General features: G+C 40.3%; 16 protein-coding genes. 7 read left to right on the top strand and 9 right to left on the bottom strand.

The features are described from left to right. The first annotated feature begins 19 nt into the window (after window positions 1–19). Entirely contained in the window at window positions 20–1,162 is a 1,143-nt protein-coding gene (locus HMPREF3129_RS00665) for a YcbX family protein (protein WP_036908201.1), read from the top strand. Between the two features lie 266 nt (window positions 1,163–1,428). Here the strand turns inward: HMPREF3129_RS00665 and HMPREF3129_RS00660 are convergent, their stop codons facing one another. Further along, window positions 1,429–1,980: a cell division protein ZapC gene (locus tag HMPREF3129_RS00660; RefSeq protein ID WP_012367736.1), complete on the bottom strand. Its 552-nt coding sequence runs from the start codon at window positions 1,978–1,980 to the stop codon at window positions 1,429–1,431. A gap of 214 nt (window positions 1,981–2,194) precedes the next feature. Further along, window positions 2,195–3,205 carry a quinone-dependent dihydroorotate dehydrogenase gene (pyrD, locus tag HMPREF3129_RS00655; RefSeq protein WP_004247679.1) on the bottom strand — a complete coding sequence of 337 codons (1,011 nt, stop codon included), beginning with the start codon at window positions 3,203–3,205 and terminating at the stop codon, window positions 2,195–2,197. Window positions 3,206–3,561: 356 nt separating this feature from the next. Between pyrD and HMPREF3129_RS00650 the strand changes: the two genes are divergently transcribed. Continuing rightward, the gene (locus HMPREF3129_RS00650) at window positions 3,562–4,593 is read left to right on the top strand and encodes a PDDEXK nuclease domain-containing protein (RefSeq protein ID WP_004247678.1); all 1,032 of its coding nucleotides are present in this window, start codon (window positions 3,562–3,564) and stop codon (window positions 4,591–4,593) included. A gap of 161 nt (window positions 4,594–4,754) precedes the next feature. Here the strand turns inward: HMPREF3129_RS00650 and pepN are convergent, their stop codons facing one another. Next, a complete protein-coding gene (pepN, locus tag HMPREF3129_RS00645; RefSeq protein ID WP_036920065.1) occupies window positions 4,755–7,370 on the bottom strand; it encodes an aminopeptidase N in 2,616 nt (871 codons plus the stop codon). A 341-nt stretch (window positions 7,371–7,711) separates the two neighbouring features. Between pepN and pncB the strand changes: the two genes are divergently transcribed. From pncB to HMPREF3129_RS18160, 5 genes are all read left to right on the top strand, one after another. Then, window positions 7,712–8,926: a nicotinate phosphoribosyltransferase gene (pncB, locus tag HMPREF3129_RS00640; protein ID WP_036920064.1), complete on the top strand. Its 1,215-nt coding sequence runs from the start codon at window positions 7,712–7,714 to the stop codon at window positions 8,924–8,926. A gap of 279 nt (window positions 8,927–9,205) precedes the next feature. Beyond that, on the top strand, window positions 9,206–10,606 hold the full coding sequence (asnS, locus tag HMPREF3129_RS00630) for an asparagine--tRNA ligase (protein ID WP_017628416.1): 1,401 nt from the start codon (window positions 9,206–9,208) through the stop codon (window positions 10,604–10,606). A gap of 341 nt (window positions 10,607–10,947) precedes the next feature. Beyond that, window positions 10,948–12,090, top strand: coding sequence for a porin (locus HMPREF3129_RS00625; protein WP_036920062.1), 1,143 nt, complete (start codon window positions 10,948–10,950; stop codon window positions 12,088–12,090). 353 nt (window positions 12,091–12,443) lie between these two features. Next, window positions 12,444–13,634, top strand: coding sequence for an amino acid aminotransferase (locus HMPREF3129_RS00620; RefSeq protein WP_036920060.1), 1,191 nt, complete (start codon window positions 12,444–12,446; stop codon window positions 13,632–13,634). A 104-nt stretch (window positions 13,635–13,738) separates the two neighbouring features. Then, complete coding sequence (locus HMPREF3129_RS18160) at window positions 13,739–13,921, top strand: type II toxin -antitoxin system TacA 1-like antitoxin (RefSeq protein ID WP_223302920.1); 183 nt, start codon at window positions 13,739–13,741, stop codon at window positions 13,919–13,921. Between the two features lie 137 nt (window positions 13,922–14,058). On the opposite strand, the gene HMPREF3129_RS00615 is transcribed toward HMPREF3129_RS18160, so the two are convergent. From HMPREF3129_RS00615 to HMPREF3129_RS18155, 6 genes are all read right to left on the bottom strand, one after another. Continuing rightward, window positions 14,059–15,021 (bottom strand): hypothetical protein, encoded by a 963-nt coding sequence (locus tag HMPREF3129_RS00615; RefSeq protein WP_036920059.1) that lies wholly within the window; start codon window positions 15,019–15,021, stop codon window positions 14,059–14,061. Window positions 15,022–15,060: 39 nt separating this feature from the next. Beyond that, the gene (locus HMPREF3129_RS18585) at window positions 15,061–15,219 is read right to left on the bottom strand and encodes a hypothetical protein (RefSeq protein WP_175437861.1); all 159 of its coding nucleotides are present in this window, start codon (window positions 15,217–15,219) and stop codon (window positions 15,061–15,063) included. Window positions 15,220–15,914: 695 nt separating this feature from the next. Beyond that, complete coding sequence (locus tag HMPREF3129_RS00610; protein WP_036920045.1) at window positions 15,915–16,529, bottom strand: YwqG family protein; 615 nt, start codon at window positions 16,527–16,529, stop codon at window positions 15,915–15,917. 11 nt (window positions 16,530–16,540) lie between these two features. Further along, window positions 16,541–21,283: an RHS repeat-associated core domain-containing protein gene (locus HMPREF3129_RS00605; RefSeq protein ID WP_175437860.1), complete on the bottom strand. Its 4,743-nt coding sequence runs from the start codon at window positions 21,281–21,283 to the stop codon at window positions 16,541–16,543. A 64-nt stretch (window positions 21,284–21,347) separates the two neighbouring features. Next, window positions 21,348–21,767 carry a DcrB-related protein gene (locus tag HMPREF3129_RS00600; protein WP_004247655.1) on the bottom strand — a complete coding sequence of 140 codons (420 nt, stop codon included), beginning with the start codon at window positions 21,765–21,767 and terminating at the stop codon, window positions 21,348–21,350. A gap of 25 nt (window positions 21,768–21,792) precedes the next feature. Then, window positions 21,793–22,487: type VI secretion system Vgr family protein (locus HMPREF3129_RS18155; RefSeq protein ID WP_254668227.1), on the bottom strand; the 695-nt coding region annotated here is incomplete at its 5' end.

The raw sequence follows: 22,487 nt of genomic DNA, 5'->3' as shown, positions 1-22,487 counted from the left end.
AACCTTTTTGGGAGCACTGATGATCAACGTATCACGCCTTTATATACACCCTGTAAAATCAATGAAAGGGATCCGTCTTTCTCAAGCCTTTGCCCGTGAAAGCGGCTTCACGTTTGATCGTGATTTTATGATAACGACCCCTGAGGGGACATTTATCACCGCACGTAAATACCCTTTGTTGCTGTGTTTTATTCCCACTGTAATGACAAATGGTATTTATATTCAAGCACCCGATGGTGAAGGAATTGCCATTACTTATCAGGATTTTCAATCTTCATTACAACCAACTGAAGTGTGGGGAAATCATTTTACCGCTTATGTTGCCCCAGATGAAATAAATCAATGGTTCAGCCGCTATTTAGGCATGGATGTACAACTTCGCTGGACGGGTGAAAAATCAACACGTCGAGTAAAAAAATCTCCTGAAACCGCGGTTTCGTTCGCTGACGGTTACCCTTATCTATTGATTAATGAAGCCTCATTTCAGTCTCTGCAACAGCGTTGCCCAGCTTCAATCAATATTGAGCAATTTCGCGGTAATATCATCATCACAGGTGCAAAACCTTTTGCAGAAGATAGCTGGCAAACAATCCGTATTGGCTCTGTCGTCATGGACTTAGTCAAGCCTTGCAGTCGCTGCATTATGACCACTATCAGTATCGATAAAGGCATTAAACATCCTACCACAGAACCGTTAGCAACACTGCAAACATTCCGTACAGATGAAAAAGGCGATGTGGATTTTGGTCAAAATATTATCATTCGCCAATCAGGTATTATTCGTGTTGGGGATAAAGTTGAAATATTAGCTTATAAAGAAGCGAAATCTTATTTACAAACAACAGAGCAAACAACCGAACCGGCAACTGACAATGCGGTTACAGCAGCCTCCGCTCAAGAGCCAAAACAAGCTGTCACTATTGAATTTAATGGCATCAGCTTTGCTGGGAATAATCAAGAGGTGTTGTTAGAGCAACTGGAAAATCACGGTTATGCTATTCCCTATAGTTGTCGTGCGGGGATTTGTGGCTCTTGTGTTATTCAATTAGATGAAGGTGATGTCAATGCATTAAAAGCAGGTGCCATAAAACGTTCTGGCAGAATACTCGCATGTAGTTGTGTTCCTAAAGGCAATGTAAAACTTTCACTTAATAAAAAATAACGCTTATCTTTATCACAAATAAAAAGAAGGTAAACTGTCCTTATCTTCTTTTTATTTTGCATGATCTGCTCTGCTGATTAAGAATCATCTCATCAATAACTCAATTTTAAATTAACTATAAACTCACTTTATTTACTTTTATAAATTTGTTGCAAAAAGAGAATAATGCAGATTTGATTTTAGGAAGTGTTGTTTAAGGCCAATTGTTTTTAGCATATTATAAACAATAAGTGAAAATAAAAGAGTAAGTCCTTTTTACTCTTTTATTAGATGACTTTTTCGTACAAAAACGATCTTGGCTCAGACTGTTTATGATATTCACTTAACCGATCATTCATGATTTTTAGTGGATCACAAAACGTTAGTGTTCTATCAAATAATGCTAACTGAGGCTGGGCTAATAAGCATAAACAGGCTTGCTCTCCCACTTCCGCCACTAAAAAAAGCACTTTTTCATTGCTATCTTTCAATGCGGTTTCCACCACTTGAGCTAAATAAGGGCGGGTTGATGAATGACTCACTTCAAAATACCAGCTCTTAGGCATTAATGGCTTTAAAAAACGATGGGCTATTAATGCGTTTAACGCTAATTCTGCTCGCGACTCAGAAGGCATATCAATCTGGCGGATTTGCTCATCATATCCATAATAAAGAGCAGCATCATCAACAGTAAAAGGTGATGATTGATGAGCAGTTGCACTTAGCATTTTACTTGGAAAACGACTACGAAAAATCATTCCATTAGCTAAATCGAGCATCAACTTTTGTTGCTCGTCATCAAAATACCAACGCCAGCGATCATCGGGTTTTATTATCACTAATTATTCCCCCTTCGATTTATTACCTGCTTTTTTCTCTGATACTCAATATTAAATAACCTAAATAAAATATTTAATACCACCTAACAAAAACAGGGTTCATTTTTTTATTAATTAAGCACAATCACTGCCATTTAATAAAAAATAATCAACTAGAGGCAATATAAACGAGTTAAGGGCAGAAGAAAAGCCCTTAACTGATTATTGAATGTAATTAAATATGATTAATTATAGATTTTATAAGTGCAGGACCATGATAAATGAATCCTGAATAGACTTGTATTAAAGAAGCACCTGCATCCATTTTTTCGCGTGCGGCAGTCAATGAATCAATCCCCCCTACCCCAATAATAGGTAAAGCGCCTTTTAACTCTTCATTTAGTTGTCGAATGATTTGTGTACTTTTTGATTGAACCGGACGACCGCTTAATCCACCGGCTTCATTGCAGTGATCTAATCCACTCACTAATGATTTGTCTAATGTTGTATTGGTCGCAATTACGCCATCAATATGGTGACGCACTAAGCTATCTGCAACTTGGATTAATTCTTCATGAGTAAGATCAGGGGCAATTTTAACGGCCACAGGCACATATTTTTGATATTTCCCTTGTAACTCAAGTTGTTTATTTTTAATCGCAGATAATAAATCGTCTAATGCTTCACCATATTGGAGTGTCCGTAAGCCGGGGGTGTTAGGTGAAGAGATGTTAATCGCAATATAACCTGCATAAGGGTAAACTTTTTCCATACAGATTAAGTAATCATCTTTTCCTTGCTCTACGGGGGTATCTTTATTTTTACCGATATTAATACCCAGCACACCACCATATTGAGATTGTTTTACATTCTCTATTAGGTTATCAACCCCTAAATTATTAAACCCCATTCGATTAATTAAGCCTTCAGCTTCTACTAAGCGAAAGAGACGCGGTTTGTTATTACCTACTTGTGCTCGTGGTGTAACAGTACCCACTTCAATAAAGCCAAACCCCATTGCCCCTAATGCATCAATGCAATCACCATTTTTATCAAGGCCGGCGGCAAGACCGAGAGGATTTTTAAATGAAAGTCCCATGCAAGAAACGGGTTTGGCAGGAAGTGATTGTTGAATAAGAAATTGAAATGGGGAATGAGATAAGCGTTTTAACTGACGAAAGGTAAAATCATGGGCACGTTCAGGATCTAGCCGAAACAATGCCTTCCTTACTAAGGAATAATACATACGATCTCCATTGAGAATATCGGGTATTAGGAATGATATGTCTACGACGATTTAAGCGTCGAGCATCATATAGATAAAAGCACGAAAAGTAAACGTTTCAATTGCACAATTCACCATAAAAAATCCCCAGTTTATGATGTCCCTCGCACAATTCTCCTTTCATTAAGATGATGTAACATCTCAAAAAACTTAAAAAAATCAATATTTAAGATTTTTTTCATATTTATCAATAAATAAAGTTTTCTACAATTATTGAGCAATATAACACTAGTTAAATCCTAGCAATTCAGTAGCGCTAAACTTGGATAGTAAATTGAATAAAAGAGTCTTTTATACTCAAAAATGGAAACTACTTTATGAACGATAAAAAAACCATTAACACGCACACCCCTTTACTTACGAATATTCGAAACCTCTTGATACAAGGTAGAAAAAACACAGTACAAGCAGTAAACAGCATAATGGTACAAACATATTGGGAAATCGGTCGTTTAATTGTTGAAGATGAACAACATGGAGATAATCGAGCAAAATTTGGAAAAAGAGTTTTACAAACTTTATCAGCTGAATTAACAAAAGAATTTGGTAAAGGATTTGATACCTCAAATCTTCGATATATGAGGAAATTTTATCTCACATTTCCAATTCGTGACGCAGTGCGTCACGAATTAAGTTGGACTCATTATAGAACGCTACTAAAACTAAAGAATGAACTCGCCCGTCAATGGTATATAGATGAAGCAATTACACAATCTTGGTCCGCCCGTGCATTAGAAAGACAAATTAGCACATTATATTATGAACGATTACTTTCAACACAGGGGAAACAGCAAAGTATTTATCCTGTATTAGCTGAAGGAAAACAAAAAACTACTGAACTCGCAACTTCAGTCAAAGATTATTTACGTGATCCCTATATTTTTGATTTTCTAGGACTACCTAGTAGTATCCTGCAAGAAAATAAACTAGAACAAACTTTAATAGAAAACCTAAAAGAATTCTTACTCGAATTAGGAAAAGGGTTTGCTTTTGTCGAACGACAACAACGTATTAGTACTAATGATGGTGATTTCTATATTGATTTAGTTTTTTATAACTTTCACTTAAAATGCTTTTTGTTAATAGACTTAAAAATGCATAAACTCACCCATCAAGATGTTGGGCAAATGGATATGTATGTCCGCATGTATGAAGAGAAAAAACGCCGTCATGATGATAATCCAACCATAGGACTAATTCTTTGCACTGAAAAAAATCACACAGTAGCCAAATACTCCATTCTAAATGAAAGTAAACAGCTATTCGCTTCAAAATATATGCTTGAATTACCAAGCGAAAAAGAATTAATTTTACAATTAGAAAAAGAACGCCAAAAATTATTTGAATAATAGTCATAACCCCTTAGCTTTTATTCAATACATATTATTAAACCATTATAATTTTTTGTATGAAATACTTACCATAAAAAATCCCCAGAATATGCTGGGGATCTAATTATCATGCTAACTTAATACCTTCTTATCACTTACTTAGTGATAGCGATATAGTGTTAATCCGCTAATGCTTTAGTGATTTTCTCATATAAATCACCTGATAAGTTATCAAGGGCTTTTAGCTTTAATAACTCGGCACGCATTTTCTCTTGGCGATTAGCATCATAGCGTTTCAAACGAATAAACGGCTCAATAAGACGAGATGCAACCTGTGGATTTCGGCTATTTAAGTCAGTCAGAATTTCTGTCAATAATAAATAACCTGAGCCATCTTCTGCATGGAAAGCCACAGGGTTATTATTCACAAACGCACCGATTAAAGCACGAGTACGATTTGGGTTAGCTAAAGTAAAAGAGCGATGTGATAGCAAACTGCGTACTGTTTGTAATACATCAGTTGCCGGACTCATTGCTTGTAAGCTAAACCACTTATCCATTACCAAGCCATCTTGATGCCATTTATCATCAAACTCTTGTAATAGTGCCTCTTTACAAGGTAATTGTGCCATTACTGCGGCATTTAAGGCCGCGAGTGCATCGGTCATATTGTCGCTATTGTGATATTGCGCTTCAACCAATTGATTACCCGTTTGCTGGTTTTCAACGGCTAAATAACCCAAGCAGACATTGCGTAAATCACGTTTAGCAATATCACCATGATCGACACGGTAAGCACCGATATGCATTGAGTGATAAACCGCAGAGAACTCATCAGCCATTTCAGTGGCTAAAGTTTTACGAATAAAACCTAAGGCCTGATGAATAGCAATAGGATCGATAATAGCAAAAGCTTCGCCCGCTTCAACATCGGTAGGTAATGTCAGAATAAGTGCTGCCAAGGCAGGATCGATATCTTTATCAAGCAATACAGCACGGAAAGCATCAATTACCATTTCAGGTAAAATTAATGGTTGCCCTTTTTGAACACGCGAAACGTTTTCTTTAATATAACGACCTAATAAAGATTGCGCCGCATCCCAACGAGAAAAAGCATTACGTGCATGTTTCATTAAGAATGAGAGTTGCTCATCCGTAAAAGGATAATCAAGTTTTACTGGCGCAGAGAATTCTCGCAATAATGAAGGAATTGGCTGTTGAGCAACATCATCAAAAATAAACTGCTGCTCTTCTCTCACCACATTTAATACATTAGAAACCGGCTGACCTTGTGAACGTAAAGGGATAACCTCCCCTTGTTGATTATATAATTCAATATCTAACGGAATATGTAGAACTTGTTTTTCCGCCTGATCTGCCGTTGGTGGCGTCATTTGGCTGACGGTTAATGTATATTGCTGTTTTTGTGCGTCATAGCTATCACGTACAGTCAATACCGGTGTACCTGATTGGCTATACCAACGACGGAATAAAGTCAGGTCAACATTAGAGGCATCTTCCATCGCTTGTACAAAATCATCACAGGTCGCTGCACTACCATCGTGACGATGAATATACATCTGCATACCCGCTTGGAATTTCTCTTCACCGAGTAGCGTGTGGATCATACGGATCACTTCCGCCCCTTTTTCATATACCGTTAAGGTATAGAAGTTATTCATTTCAATCACACTATCTGGACGAATTGGATGAGCCATTGGGCTTGCATCTTCGGCAAACTGTGCTGTACGCATCACACGCACGTTATTGATACGATTAACTGAGCGAGAGCCTAAATCAGAGCTAAATTCTTGATCACGGAAAACCGTTAGTCCCTCTTTTAAGCTTAATTGGAACCAGTCACGGCAAGTAATACGGTTACCTGTCCAGTTATGGAAATATTCATGGCCAATAACAGATTCAATCCCTAAATAATCTTTGTCTGTTGCTGTTTCGCTTTTAGCAAGAACATATTTAGAGTTAAAGACATTAAGCCCTTTATTCTCCATTGCTCCCATATTAAAGAAATCAACGGCGACTATCATATAGATATCGAGATCGTATTCTAAATTAAAGCGTGACTCATCCCATTTCATGGCATTTTTTAGTGATGTCATCGCCCAATCAGCACGATCAAGATTACCTTTATCGACAAATAGCTCTAAAGCAACTTCACGACCACTTTTAGTGTTAAATGTATCGCGTAATACATCAAAGTCTCCCGCCACTAATGCAAAGAGATAACTTGGTTTAGGATGCGGATCTTCCCAAGTCACCCAATGACGACCATCTTCAAGATCACCTTGTGCAACACGGTTACCATTAGATAATAGATAAGGATACTGTTTTTTATCTGCAGTGATCGTGGTGGTATAGCGCGCTAAAACATCCGGTCTATCTAAATAATAAGTAATATGACGGAAACCTTCCGCTTCACACTGTGTACATAGCGCATCGCCAGAAACATATAACCCTTCTAACGCGGTATTAGCTGATGGGTTAATCTCATTAATAATTTTTAACGTAAACTGTTCAGGCAATTGGTCAATGATGAGTTTGCCGTTTTCTTCTTTATAGTGTGTCCAAGCAACATCATTAACAAAAATAGATTTTAATGTTAAATCTTCCCCATCTAACACCAACGACGTTGCTGTTGTCGCTAAGCGCTTGCATTGGCTAATAGCAGTAACCTGTGTTTTTTCTTTATCTAAGATAAAATCAAGATGCAAATCAGTGATGGTGTAATCTGGGGCGCGGTAATCTTTACGATATTTAGCAATTCTTTGTTGTGTCATAGAAAAAAGCCTTTTAGTTAACACGACTATTTTACGGTTATATAACCAAAGCTTACTCGTCAAAAAACGGTTTAGCTAGTCGAATATTCAATTGAGCACATTAAAAGTCAATAGAATGTTAATGGGATATTAATATGTGTAACTAATTTATTTGCTAATTGATGCTAACATACTCCCAAATTATGTTTAACGTGGTAAACTCAATAGAGATTTACAGCTTGTTTTTATGTCGCAGAGAAATATTAACGAATAGTGACGCATTATCATCATATTCGGGTATACTCTCCAACCTTAACGATTTAGCTGACATAAAAACGCTCCGTGAGGATGCTTGACGCGCTATGATTTTAGACGCTACACCGATTATTACATCACTGTTGGATACCGATGCATACAAGCTCCACATGCAACAGGCGGTTTACCATCATTATAGTGATATTCCTGTCGTTGCTGAATTCCGCTGCCGGAGTGATGAACGTCTAGGTGAATATGCAACAACCTTACGCCATCAAGTGGATATGATGGCAGACTTGTCATTAACTAATGAAGAGTTTGGCTATCTTCAAAGCCTGCCTTTCTTTAAAAATGACTATCTGCAATGGTTTAAACATTTTCGCTTTAAACCCGAGCAAGTGCATATCGCGACCACTGCTGACAATCAATTGACAATTAAGATAACTGGCCCTTGGCGTGAAGTTATTTTATGGGAAGTTCCTTTGTTAGCATTGGTGAGTGAAATTGTCCACCGTGCTCGTTCGCCACAAATCACCGCTGATGACGCTGTTATTCAATTACGCAAACTTATCGATATTTTCTATCGTGATGCGGCTGAACAACAGATTGATTTAGCGGATTTCAAATTGATGGATTTTGGTACTCGTCGTCGCTTTTCTTATGATGTGCAACGTGCCATTGTCGATGAATTAAAAAATCATTTCCCTTATCTTATCGGCACCAGTAACTATCATTTTGCTGAACGTATGCAACTGGCCCCCGTAGGCACACAAGCCCATGAATGGTTCCAAGCACATCAGCAAATTAGTCCTGAGCTTGCCAATAGTCAACGGGCTGCATTGCAATCATGGTTAGATGAATACCCAGATCAACTCGGTATTGCACTCACTGATTGTATCACTATGGATGCATTCTTACGTGACTTTGATATGCCATTCGCCAGCCGTTATCAAGGGTTACGTCATGACTCAGGTGATCCGATTGAATGGGGTGAAAAAGCCATTGCTCATTATGAAAAGCTCGGTATCGATCCGATGAGTAAAGTATTGGTATTCTCTGATAGCCTCGACTTTCAGAAAGCCTTAGTACTTTATAAGCATTTCTATAAGCGTATCCGCTTAATTTTTGGTATCGGCACCAGATTGACTTGTAATATCCCGAATATTACACCTCTTAATATTGTGATTAAGCTGGTGGAGTGTAATGGTAAACCTGTTGCTAAATTATCAGATAGTCCAGGTAAAACCATTTGTGAAGATGATGAGTTTGTCGACAAGCTACGTAAAGCCTTTGATGTTCCTCTTGTTAGGCAAGCTTGTTAATAAAGATTAAATCGCTATCTATTCACTCTATCTATTCTATCTATAAAGAAAGGGCCAATATTGCCCTTTCTTTTTGCTATCACCCCCACTATTCGACTGATTTTACCTATTTTTAGCAAAATATTTTCTATAAAGGCTTTTCTCTTGCTGATTCCCTCTTTAAACTGAAATTTCCTACTTGTTTCCTGCGCTATTGCAAGTAACATAGAAAAACTGTCCGACAGGGGCAGAATGAATTTACTAAACAATTATTTTAATTAAACGAAGAGAGATTTATTTATGATCGTTGCGCCTGTAGTCGACGTACTGCAAGGCCGTATCGCGGTTGGCGAAGACGTCACCGTTCGCGGTTGGGTACGTACAAGAAGAGATTCAAAAGCTGGTATCTCATTCCTTACCGTCTATGACGGTTCCTGCTTTAATCCAGTACAGGCCATCATTAATAATAATTTACCGAATTATCAAGATGAAGTGCTGCACTTAACCACAGGTTGCTCTGTGGAAGTCACCGGTAAAATTGTTGAATCTCCGGGTCAAGGTCAGAACTTTGAAATTCATGCGACCAAAGTTGTGGTAGTAGGAATGGTTGATGATCCGGAAACTTATCCGATGGCCGCTAAACGTCACAGCGTTGAGTATCTGCGTGAAGTTGCTCATCTTCGTCCACGCACAAACTTAATTGGTGCTGTTGCACGTGTTCGCCATACCTTGGCACAAGCACTACATCGTTTCTTCGATGAGCAAGGCTTTTTCTGGGTTTCTACGCCATTAATTACGGCGGCGGATACCGAAGGTGCGGGTGAAATGTTCCGTGTCTCTACCTTAGATATGAACAACCTGCCACGTACTGATAAAGGTGAAGTTGATTTTAGCGAAGACTTTTTTGGTCGTGAAGCTTTCTTAACCGTATCAGGACAATTAAACGGCGAAACTTATGCCTCTGCATTAAGTAAAGTCTATACTTTCGGCCCAACTTTCCGCGCTGAGAATTCAAATACTAGTCGTCACTTGGCTGAATTCTGGATGGTTGAACCTGAAGTGGCTTTTGCTGATCTGAATGATATCGCCGGATTAGCAGAAAAAATGCTGAAATATGCCTTTGCTGCGGTGTTAGCTGAGCGCAGAGATGATATGGAGTTTTTTGCTCAACGCGTTGATAAAGAAGCCATTACACGTTTAGAGCACTTTATTGCTTCTGATTTCGCACAAATTGACTACACAGATGCGATTACTGTGTTAGAAAATTGTGGCCAGAAATTTGAAAACCCAGTTTATTGGGGTGTTGACCTCTCCTCCGAGCATGAGCGCTATCTTGCTGAGAAACACTTTAAAGCCCCTGTGGTTGTGAAGAACTACCCGAAAGATATCAAAGCATTCTATATGCGTATGAATGAAGACGGCAAAACAGTTGCGGCAATGGATGTGTTAGCACCAGGTATCGGTGAAATCATTGGTGGTTCTCAACGTGAAGAACGTTTAGAGATGTTTGATAAACGTTTAGCTGAGATGGGTATGAATAAAGAAGACTACTGGTGGTATCGTGATTTACGCCGTTATGGCACAGTACCACACTCTGGTTTTGGTCTCGGCTTTGAACGCTTAGTTGCTTATGTGACTGGTGTCACAAATATTCGTGAAGTGATCCCATTCCCACGTACACCAAGAAATGTCGATTTCTAATAGTTTGATTAATTAGTAGCCAACAAAAAACATTTGTGTTGCTGATTAATTGTACTAACTTTAGTTATACCAGAAGCCAACCTCAGGGTTGGCTTTTTTTATGCATGGCTACAATTTGATGGAAAAGTTCCCCCAAATACACACTTTGAAATACATTGTTACAATTTGTTACACTTTTTTCGATTTTGTAGCAAATTCGGGGTAGATAAAATTTTTTACCAATGGAACACTGTCACCCGACACAGACGACACTTAACTCTCATAAATAGTTCCATAAAAATTAAGAAACTATTTCTGGCAGTGGCAAAGGTGTCTGAATAACACCAATGAGGGTAATAATAATGATGAAGCGCAATATTCTTGCAGTGGTAATCCCAGCTTTAATGTTTGCTGGTGCAGCAAACGCAGCTGAAATGTACAACAAAGACGGCAACAAAGTAGATATCTACGGTAAAGTTGACGTTCGTCATTACTTCGCTGACAAAGATTCTGGTGAAGACGGTGATGCATCTCGTGCACGTATCGGTTTCAAAGGCGAAACTCAAATCAATAAAGACTTAGTTGGTTTTGGTCGTTTCGAGTACGAAGTTAAAACTAATAATACTGAAGGAAGCGAAGGTAACAACAAAACTCGTCTGGCTTTTGCTGGTCTGAAATTTGCTGACTTCGGTTCTTTAGACTACGGCCGTAACTACGGTGTAATTTATGACACCAACGCATGGACTGACGTTCTGCCTTTATGGGGCGGTGACTCAATGTCACAAACTGACGTTTATATGACTGGCCGTGCTACTGGCGTATTAACTTACCGCAACACTGATATGTTCGGTTATGTTGATGGCTTAAGCTTTGCTCTGCAATATCAAGGCAAAAACAACGAAAACACCAACAATGCTCGTGGTGAAAAAATCACTGATGACAATGATAATGTTGTAGGCTACAGTGTAGATAAAAAAGCTAACGGTGATGGTTACGGTTTCTCTACCGCTTATAACTTAGGCTGGGGCGTAACACTGGGTGGTGGTTACTCTAACTCTGCTCGTACTTCTGGCCAACAACATTACAGCTCAGCAAAAGGTGAACGCGCTGAAGCATGGAACGTTGGTGGTAAGTTTGAAGCTAACAATGTTTACTTAGCTGCAATGTACGGTGAAACCCGTAACATGACCTATTTCGGTAATAAAAATAATATTGCTAACAAAACTCAAAATATCGAGTTAACTGCACAGTATGATTTTGCTGATTTAGGTATCAAACCATCTTTAGCCTATGTTCAATCTAAAGGTAAAGACTTAGGTGTTGCTCAAGGTAACGACCAAGATTTAGTTAAATATATCTCTGTAGGTTCTTTCTACAAATTTAACAAAAACATGACTGCAGTTGTTGATTATAAAATCAACCTGTTAGATGACAATGACTTCACTAAAACTTACGGCGTTGCAACTGACAACGTAGTTGGTTTAGGTCTGACTTATCAGTTCTAATTACCCTTTAAGGTAATTAAACAGTCAAGTTAATTGATGTGAAAAGCAACACTTCGGTGTTGCTTTTTTATTTTCCTATCCTATTTATGTTGCTCGCTTTTCTGTTCCCCCCTTTTCTAACACCAAGATAAACAGTTTATTATACTAAACTATTGGTTATTTTTAGTGGTTATATTTACATGTTAATGTAATCACGAAAGATTTACTTATTTACATCTTGTTTTGCTATTTATTCTCACTTAGTTCACAACTTCTTGCTAATTTCTCTACAAACTGTTGGCAAACCGATTCTATAGCGTTACTCTTGTTACTCATAATTCGGCTTCGTTTTGAGCTTAGGGAATAATTACACTATGTTTGAGAAAATCATTGCTGCACCAGCCGATCCTATTCTGGGTTTAGCTGATAGTTTCCGTTCTGATACTCGTGAAAACAAAATTAACTTAGGGATTGGTGTTTATAAGGATGAAACAGGTAAAACACCTGTACTCACCACCGTTAAAAAAGCAGAAAAATATTTATTAGAAAACGAATCCACTAAAAATTATCTTCCTATTGGCGGTATTCCTGAGTTTGGTGCGGTCACTCAAGCACTGTTGTTTGGTGAACAACACCCTATCATCACAGAAAAACGTGCACGTACAGCACAAGCTCCGGGTGGTACTGGGGCATTACGTATTGCAGCGGATTTTATTGCTCAGCAAACTAATGCTAAACGTGTATGGATAAGTAACCCGACTTGGCCAAACCATAATAATATTTTTCAGACTGCAGGCTTAGAGATTTGCCAATATGATTATTATGATGCCGAAAGCCACGGTTTAGATTTTGAAGGTATGCTAGCCAGCCTACAAAATGCACAAGCAGGTGATGTTGTGCTATTCCACGGATGTTGCCATAACCCAAGTGGTATTGACCCAACGCTAGAGCAATGGCGTCAACTGGCTGCCTTATCCGCAGAGAAAGGTTGGTTACCAGTATTTGACTTTGCTTACCAAGGTTTTGCTAATGGTCTTGAAGAAGACGCGCAAGGCTTACGCCTATTTGCTGAAAGCAATCCTGAGCTGATTGTTGCAAGCTCATATTCAAAAAACTTTGGCCTTTATAATGAGCGTGTAGGTGCTTGCACTATTGTCGCAAAAGAGAGCGATACTGCTGAGAAAGCATTTAGCCAAGCCAAGGCGATTATTCGCGCAAACTACTCTAATCCACCGGCACATGGTGCATCTGTGGTGACCACTATTTTATCTAACCCAGAGTTAAAAGAAGAGTGGATTGAAGAGCTCACCACAATGCGTGAACGCATTCAGCGTATGCGCCAATTGCTGGTGACAACCTTACAAGAAAAAGGCGCAAAACAAGATTTCAGCTTTATTATTGACCAAAATGGTATGTTCTCATTTAGTGGCCTTAATAAAGAGCAAGTTGAACGTCTACGTGCTGAATATGGTATTTATATTGTCGGCTCTGGTCGTATTAATGTCGCAGGCTTAACACTGGAAAATATGGTTCCATTGTGTGAAGCCATTGTCGCTGTACTTTAATGGCTTTTTCATCGTTTTAAAGCATACAGTTAGATAACACGTTTTATAACCCAACAGCATTTAATTAGATATGTTGTTGGGTTTTTTATTGTTTTATTCGTGCTGTGGGAAAAAACCATACTGAATTTGTTTTGAAAGCCGTTCGACGTTCAGCCGAAGAAACACTGACAGATCTGCGAGTCATAAATGTTAATTCCGAAGTTTATCAGGAAGTTATCAACCCACTTGATGCAACACTTGTAAGCAACGAAACATTACGAAAAACAGTGATGTCTAAATCCCCTTAAGAGGAATGACATTGAAACTGACAGCACCTGAACCACGCAAAATAGGCCATATGCAGGAGGTTTTTCCTCCGGTGAAAAGGCTTTAGAACTCTGGAGGGGTAAGTTCCAATAAGGCCTTGATGTTCACAATAATCCTATTATTTATAAGGTCTCACTATCTTATGCCAAGCGGTTCCATCATACAGATCAACATTATAATCATCAGCTACAACTAAAATCCCATCGCGGACATCCATATGACCTGAGGCGATAACATTTTTATCACCATCCTTGGGACGGACCATTTCTTTACCATTCCAACACTGTAAGCGATAGTCATCACATGCCCACACTTTATCTTCAAACCAACGCAACTGGTTCAGTAAAATAGCCGAACTGCCGTGATAAAGTTTTTCCCATTGATATTCACGCCCTCGCCATAAACTGCCCCCTTCACCGCCAATATACACATAACCATCAGGGGCGCATAAAACTGCACTTAATTGCTCATTAGAGGGAAAACCACAGGGGATCCAGATTTCGCCATTATAATGCCAAACATCACCTGCACCGCCAACGGCATACATATCCTGTTCAGAAAAACCATCGAGATCATCAAACCCCATATCTGTATTGAATTTACTCTCTGGAATACCATTTTGTATCTGTTGCCACTGACCAATATCGATTCGTTTATAAATATCTCTTCCTGGGCCAACATAGTAGGCATAACCATCAATACATTTAATATTTATCGGAAAAGCTTCTTTTTCTGGCATAACCTTTTCTGGTGGTAAATTAGCACCACTGCCCACACACACCACAACACCATCATCACCTCTAGATGCAAGTATCCCTTGTTCTTTCGGTTTTAAACAAACACCTACTTTAGGATTATCAAATCCAGTAATACTCGCATACCCTGTAGGTGTGGCTGGTGTATCTAAATAGATAGCTAATAACATACTAGGTATTTCACTGTTCCATAAGTTTCGAGCCTTTTCGTATGGAATATCTTTGCGCAAACAAAAGTACACAATATTTTTATCTCGGATTGCACAACCAGTAAAAATATATCCCTTGATATATTTGGCCCAATGTTTATTAGTTATATACTCCATTATCTTTCTTTCCCTTTTTCAGTTGTTATAGGATCTCATCTAGAACCTTTTGTACACTTTATCCGGCTCATGTTGGTGATAGGTCATTGTATTGGCAATCGCACTGGCTTTCCATAACCGTTTTTCAATCCGGCGCCCTAAGATATCGTAGCGGTATTCCGCTCGCTGATACCCTAAGGGCCCTTGGTCGATATCCACCGCGATAATGCGGTGGTCACTGTCATAGTGATAACGTTGTCCCGAGCTACTGCCTTAGTGTTATCAAGCATCACGTTTACTCCTAGCATTAATTTTATTTTTAATCATTTTACTGAGTGTTTCATATTTTTAATGTGACAAAAAGGAATAATTTTCCAGTATGTGAAATCTCCTTCATTTTTAATTGACCTGAAATAATATACTTAAACTTAGGGAATTTATTAGCATTATTCAGTTGCATAGAATCAATTTTAACTATAACTGAAAAATCATCACGAACCTGAATTAATTTAATACATCCATTTAATTATTAAAAATAACTTTTAATTTAACTTATTTATTTGCAGTAAAATACGATTTATTAAATTATTAAATAGTTCATTCTGTTATGATTATTTTAAACACATCTTTATTTGAATCACTAACCAAAATCTATAATTAATGCATTTTTTGGAATAAGATTATAATTAAAATATAAATTATATTTTTTAAACAATCTCCACTGAAGATATATAGTAAATAATTATAAAATTTCAGTTTTAATTATTTATTAATAATAGAAAATGAATAAATGCATTAAGGTTAAAACATAGTTCGGTAAATAATATTATGTAATTACCTGCCTTGGCATAGTGATTATATATCCAACACAGGAAATTACATAATTTAAATTATAATAATTACTACTAGGGTCTTTATGCTGTTTGCACGAAGAAAAGGCCCTCTATATTATTTCCTTCATTTTTAATAAATAAGTATCCGATGGCATCGGACAATCCCAATACGTCTTTAAAAGGGGGAGGGAAATCTGCAGAATATACCTGACAGACAAAATGATAATTTTTCAAAATCTCATCCACACCAGTTAATCCATTTGGAATATCTTTTGAAAAAAATGATATCATTGGATAATCTTCACTATTAATTTTTGTATTTAATAAATCAACTTTAGTTTCAGGTATAAAGTCTTCATTTGTTTTACTTAAACTACCAGTTAATGAATAAGATACAAAAGTAAAGCCTGATTTAATCAGGCCTAACTCGTTCTCATCACCAAAATAAGTTATTTCATCAAGAAAATAATCATTACTATCATATGTTGAAAATATAGATAAATAACCAGTTTTGGGCAAAATGCCATCAGCGATCTGAGGAGTTACTTTCTCACAATCTATAGAGAAAAGATGCAATAGCTCCTTTCCTTTTGGATTAATAGGCCATTTAGACACATATGCTTTATTACCTCCTATAATCAAGCCTGAATCTACATTTTTGTTATCACTTACGATAAATTGAGTAATTTCATACATAATATATATTCCTATTTACAACTTTTTACTTTTGCAGCAACTTGTTGTTTATAAAATTTTAATGCTTCTTGTCTTAATTGTTTAACTCGACTAGCAGGAACACCTGATTTTCTTAAACCACCTGATGTTATATCCAATTCACGTTTTAGTGTTGAAGCAAACTCATTTTTACCTAGCCCTTGATTAGCTCGAATTTCAGCTTCATGCCAATGAGCCCCCCCAATTCCTCTAGTATCCTTCAACGGGCCTCTAGTATGATGATCTAGGTCTAAAGCTATAGATGGATTTCCAGATAACCGTGATGTGTTTGCAAGGCCTTGTTGTTTTAAATATTCGTGTCTCAATAATTCATGAGCCTGTAATTGATCGCCCACATGCACAGAACCATTTAATTCACCATAAGTACCTAATGCAAACAGCTTAGCCCAACCCCACGGATCCACCCATGTCAATGGATTTGGCGCATAAGCATATAAATTTATCCCCCCTGCCAACCCTATTGGGTCTTGTTGGGTAAAACGGCCTAAATCCGGGGCATAGTACCTGAACGTATTATAATGCAGCCCCGTCTCTTTGTCGAAATACTGCCCTTGAAAACGCAGGTTCTGTTCACGATTAAATGTGCTTGTGGGGCGGGTTTGACGCTGTAAATGCCCCCAAGCACTGTATTGCCCTTGCCAAACTATTTCACCGTCACTGTTGGTCAACGCTTCCGGTAAGCCACTTAAACTACTGTGCGTATAATAAATCGCCCGTTGCGGATTAAGCGGGTTATCCGTGCATTCAATGCGAGCAAGAGGCGTATAACTTTGGTCATTGTAAGCATGATAAACCGTGGTATGGGGCGCTGCGCTACTGTGCTCAGACACCAGTCGCATCCCTACCCAGCCAAAGGTGTATACTTCATCCGGCTCATGTTGGTGATAGGTGACTGTGTTGGCAATCGCACTGGCTTTCCATAACCGTTTTTCAATCCGGCGCCCTAAGATATCGTAGCGGTATTCCGCTCGCTGATACCCTAAGGGCCCTTGGTCGATATCCACCGCGATAATGCGGTGGTCACTGTCATAGTGATAACGTTGCCCCGAGCTACTGCCTTTTTCATAGCGCGAGACCATGCGACCAAAACCGTCGTAGCGATAATCAAATTTATCACTGCCTTGTACTTGGTTATGCGGTGCTTCGGTGTGCGGACGGGTCAGTAAATTGGCCGCTGCATCATACAGAAAGTGTTCGGTTTGTACCGACCCTAAATGCGCCGTCAACTGCCCCAGTGGGTCGTACTGATAACTGTGGTAGTACCAATGTCCGGCGGTAAAAACCTCGCCCGTTTGACCATAACTGACACTGCGCTCGATAAGTTGATTGCGTTTATCCCAACGGTAACGACGGTCAATCACCGGGGTCACAAACTGTGAGGCATTCATTTGGCGCGCCACTTGGTGCGTAATACGTCCCCGACAGTCATAGCCCGTTTCATTGTCTAAGGCGCCACTGGTGCGTAACGTTTCTCGGTGTAAACGGTCTCGTTGATATTCCGCCAATACCGTCAGTTGCTCATTATCTCGCCATTGCGTTTGTTGTAAATGCCCAGAGCCGTAATACAGGTATTCAAATGCCCGTTGATGGGGCAACTCGGTGCGAGTGATATTACCCAGCACATCATAGTGATGTTGATAATCACCGCGGGCGCTGGCTTCTCGAACCAACTGCCCCACTTTATCGTAGGTAAAGGTCAGGGCGTCTTGATACTCTACGCGGGCGGTGGTGCCGGTGCGTTCGGCTTCATGCCATATCGCCATGGGGACTCGGCGTAACGTCACACTCAAAGGTTGATAAAGGTATTCCGTGCGATAATCGGCGTTTTCTCGAAACAGTAACCGTCCCACTTTATCGTAACCAAAGGTGGTCACCTGCGGGGATAAGGGTATCGGCGTATCAACGCAAGGCCCCGGGGTAGTTTTTATCTGGGTGACATTCCCCATCACATCGTACTGATAGTGCTTTTGTTGTCCGATAAGATCATGTTCATCGGTTAAACGATGCAAGGCATCATACTCAAAGCGGTACTGCTCGCCCTGTTCATTCTCCAGTGCCTGCATGCGCCCGAAAGTATCATAGTGAAAATGCAACCAATGCCCTGCCGGATCGCGTCGGGCTATTACTTGTCCACGACGGTTACGGCGCAACAGAATATGGCGCTCTCCGGCATCCGTTATTCCCACTAATTGCCCGGTGGCATCATAGTCATAACGGTTTTCTGTCCCATCCGGTAAGCGCTCTGTTAACAACAACCCCGCTTCACTAAAGGTGTAAGTCGTGGTTTCATTCTGTGCATTGGTCAACGAGCGAAGTTGTCCCCAATCATCGTAGGTCAAGGTGGTGGGATAACCCGAACAGTCCCGTTGCTCGATTAACTGACCGCGGGCATTATAGCGATAGTGGGTTTCATTGCCCTTAGCATCCACTTGCCCCAGACACAGGCCTTGGTCATCCCACGCCAAGCGCGTGATATGGCCAAGCGGGTCAATCACACGACGAATATCGCCGTGCTCATTGTACTCCCAATGCCAAGCCGCCCCATTTGGCAAAGTTTGTGCCGTGGGAAACGCAAAATCTTTGTCCCAATCATAGCAAGTCGATTGTTGTTCCGGATCGGTCGATTGGGTTAAATTACCGCGCTCATCATAGGTATACCCCCATTCACTGCCATCTGGGGCTATTGCTTTCGTTAATAAGCGGCTGGTATCCCATTCAAACCACCACGTTTCATTCAATGCATTAGTGTATTCGATAATTTGCTGTTGTTCATTCCAGCGACGGAAGGTGGTTTCGCCCCCCGTTTCCACGGTGGTGAGGGTTCGTTGAGCTAAATCATAGGTCAGTTCGGTATGCTCTAAACAGCGTTTACCGTCTTTAAGCCAGTGCTCAACCACTCGCCACTCAGGTTCATTGTCTTCAATGGTAAAGGCATCAAAACGTTGCCAACGATAATGACTACTGACCCCTGTGGCATATTGGTGCATGGCCATTAAACCCGATTCATCATCCCAGCCAAAACGACGAGTCACTCGCTTATCCGCATTAGTGACTTGCACTAAACGCTGTTGTGCATCATAAGTATAAGTGACCAGCGTTTTTTCTTCTTGTCCTTGGTGGCGGGTCACCGACTGTAAGCGTTGGGTGATTTCATCATAATGTAACCGGATATCGGTCAGATACGCATCATCATGAATTTGTACCAATTGACCGTCATTAGCATAGCGGTAGTGTAAAGCGTTATTATGACGATCAGCACTTTTCATTAAGCGCAGTGTATTGATTTTATGTGGATTGGCTTCGAAAAATTGATAATCACCTTCCGCCGATTCAACAAGGAAAAGATTGTTTGTCGTGCGATAGACGGTAAAGCCTTCATCTTGATAGAACACTTTCTGACCAAGGGCGGTTTTTCCTAACGCTAAACGCCTTCCCGACATGTCATGATAATAAATGTTTTCATTCTCAAGCCCTTTACCCGTGTCGTCAATTGTCAAAAAGACATCAAACGGCATCGCCCAACCGCGTCCTAAACGATTTTCACCCGTATTACGACTTTGGTAAATACGCGACCAGACTAACGGGTACACACCATCAATAATAAAATCGGTGTCATCCTCTCCATTTAGGACTTTCGCCCCCGTAGCCGCATGCACGGGGTGACGCACACTATTAAAGGCTTGGGTCACCGAGGCGACTACCATACTGCCCACTGCGGTACTGGCGATTTCACTCACCAAAGTACAGCCTACACTATTCAAACACTGTTTAATCGCCTTGAGTCCCCCTCTGCGAAACAGGGTAGACGCCGCGCCAACAGCAAGGCCACCGAGGATTTCACCAAACATTTCGGCAAAGGGGTTACGCCCACTCATAATATCGCGTACTACCACACTGCCACCGCCAATACGCACAATCCCTTTTTCTTGCGTATCACTGATTTTGGCTTCACAAGTGCTTCTATCACCGTTACGACACGCCGGTTGGCTATTAATTTGGACTTTTTTCGACCCTTCGGCTAAAAAGTAAGGGGCGCTAGCACAATGCCATTTATCGCACGTGATGGTATCCAAAGGCATAGGTTCAGCATTCGGGTGTTTCGCAGCTTTTACTGGGGAAAGAATACTGTCAAAAAAGCCTTGCTCTGGAGAAGGGTATTCGGGAAACTCGGAGGGATCGAGCGCTATGGGTGCCGCATTGTTGGTTTGGCTCCCTAGCACCTTACCCGCCAATAAAGAAAATGCCCCAGTCGTCATCATGGCGGTATTTTTCAATACGCGTAAGGCAATCTCGGTGCCTTTTTCTTCTTTCGGTGGGGTATTATCTGCCGCAATTGAGGCTAATAGTACGGGTGACGGTAATTTTCCCGCTGCGCGAGCGGCTCCCTTGCCTTTGACACGTACATTTTTCGAGCCTGTATCGATTTCACCATCAGGGTTACTTAGCCCGAATAAGCTATCGATCCCATCCGCGACCCAATCAGCGGCATCATCAATCAATCCACCGATAGTAAAGCCCGCCGCCAGCCCTGCACCGGCAAAAATGGCCGCACCGGCGGCCGTTGCCATACCGCCTGTCCCAATGGTCAGCGCCACAGCGGCCGTCCCTATCGCGGCATAAACCGCCCCTTTAACCACACCACACACGATATCGGCGAAGATTGACGAGTGCATTAATTTATCGCCTTGCTTGGCTGCGAAAAATTCATTTCCCATATCTCTATCCTTATAAAATAAACAATAAATCGTCAGTGGGTATGGTTAAAACATCGGGATTGCATTAATTGGGCGATGGCGTAAAACTGTCTCTTAACGCTCGCCATTGCGCCTGCTCAGTATTGGAAAACGGTTTAATTTGGCAGTAAGTCAACACCACTATTTTATTTTCGAGACGAAAAGCGGCGATCCACTGATAAATAGGGATCCCTTTTTGTTTGGTTTCACAATAGATTTCACAGCCTGTAACTCCTTTTTCGGTACGAAAATCTGTGGGTGCTTTTACCACCGCATTTTTCATTTCACGTTTGATGGCCGACAACTGTCCAGCCAGATAGTCATTGAGGGTTATCTCTGGAGCCACTACATCACGCGTAATAGAAATACTGCCTTGTAACGTCGGGAAACGCAGCATATTAAGACTATTGTCTTGATATTCTTCATCCGGTAATGTGATAGCACCTTCTTGGAATTGATAATTCATGGCTGACCTTATTACTTTTGCTTAATTATTTTTTAGGGAAGAACTGATCTTTCGCTTGAGCGATAGTGCTAGTATCGGGTTTCATTTCAAGGTTTCCGGGACCTGCCCCGTCCATATTCAAATCTAATAACTCACCAGTACCAATCCGACCGCTACCGTGACCGTAAAAATCAAAGTTGTTACACACTAAGGTGATAGTCCCGTCAGGGTTTAATTGAAGTGCCGAGTTGCCACTAATTAAACGAATACCTTTGGCTGATGCGATCAACACTTCACCATCCACGATTGAATGTTGGTTACCAAACACGATATTTTTTTGATCCGCTTGAACCGCCGTAGTTTGCGTACCATGTACTGAGATCTTTTGGTTTTGCATAATGGTTTCAGTATGGTTAGCCCCTACCGTCGTTCCTTTATCGTTTTGGACTACGGTATTCATATCCTTCTGCGCATGAAGAAACACCTCTTGCTTACCGCCGGCATCTTCAAAACGCAGTTCATTAAAACCTTCCCCTTTGTGGGTTTGGCTACGGAAAGTGGTTTGTGTCTTATTCTCTGGGAACTTAATCGGTGGTGCGTTACGACCATCATAGGTACAACCGGTAATTATCGGTCTGTCGATATCCCCATTCAGGTAACTGACCAGCACTTGTGTGCCGATGCGCGGTACCGCAGAAAAACCATAGCCATTTCCACTCCAGCCCATGGCAACCCGTACCC

Source organism: Proteus sp. HMSC14B05 (assembly GCF_001808035.1).
Taxonomy (GTDB): Bacteria; Pseudomonadota; Gammaproteobacteria; order Enterobacterales; family Enterobacteriaceae; genus Proteus; species Proteus mirabilis.
This window is presented reverse-complemented; position numbering and strand designations above follow the sequence as displayed.

Coding starts and splice junctions, on each gene's coding strand:
- HMPREF3129_RS00665 (WP_036908201.1), top strand. CDS start 20: ATGATCAACGTATCACGCCTTTATATACACCCTGTAAAATCAATGAAA.
- pyrD (WP_004247679.1), bottom strand. CDS start 3,205: ATGTATTATTCCTTAGTAAGGAAGGCATTGTTTCGGCTAGATCCTGAA.
- HMPREF3129_RS00650 (WP_004247678.1), top strand. CDS start 3,562: ATGAACGATAAAAAAACCATTAACACGCACACCCCTTTACTTACGAAT.
- pepN (WP_036920065.1), bottom strand. CDS start 7,370: ATGACACAACAAAGAATTGCTAAATATCGTAAAGATTACCGCGCCCCA.
- pncB (WP_036920064.1), top strand. CDS start 7,712: ATGATTTTAGACGCTACACCGATTATTACATCACTGTTGGATACCGAT.
- asnS (WP_017628416.1), top strand. CDS start 9,206: ATGATCGTTGCGCCTGTAGTCGACGTACTGCAAGGCCGTATCGCGGTT.
- HMPREF3129_RS00625 (WP_036920062.1), top strand. CDS start 10,948: ATGATGAAGCGCAATATTCTTGCAGTGGTAATCCCAGCTTTAATGTTT.
- HMPREF3129_RS00620 (WP_036920060.1), top strand. CDS start 12,444: ATGTTTGAGAAAATCATTGCTGCACCAGCCGATCCTATTCTGGGTTTA.
- HMPREF3129_RS00615 (WP_036920059.1), bottom strand. CDS start 15,021: ATGGAGTATATAACTAATAAACATTGGGCCAAATATATCAAGGGATAT.
- HMPREF3129_RS00610 (WP_036920045.1), bottom strand. CDS start 16,529: ATGTATGAAATTACTCAATTTATCGTAAGTGATAACAAAAATGTAGAT.
- HMPREF3129_RS00605 (WP_175437860.1), bottom strand. CDS start 21,283: ATGGGAAATGAATTTTTCGCAGCCAAGCAAGGCGATAAATTAATGCAC.
- HMPREF3129_RS00600 (WP_004247655.1), bottom strand. CDS start 21,767: ATGAATTATCAATTCCAAGAAGGTGCTATCACATTACCGGATGAAGAA.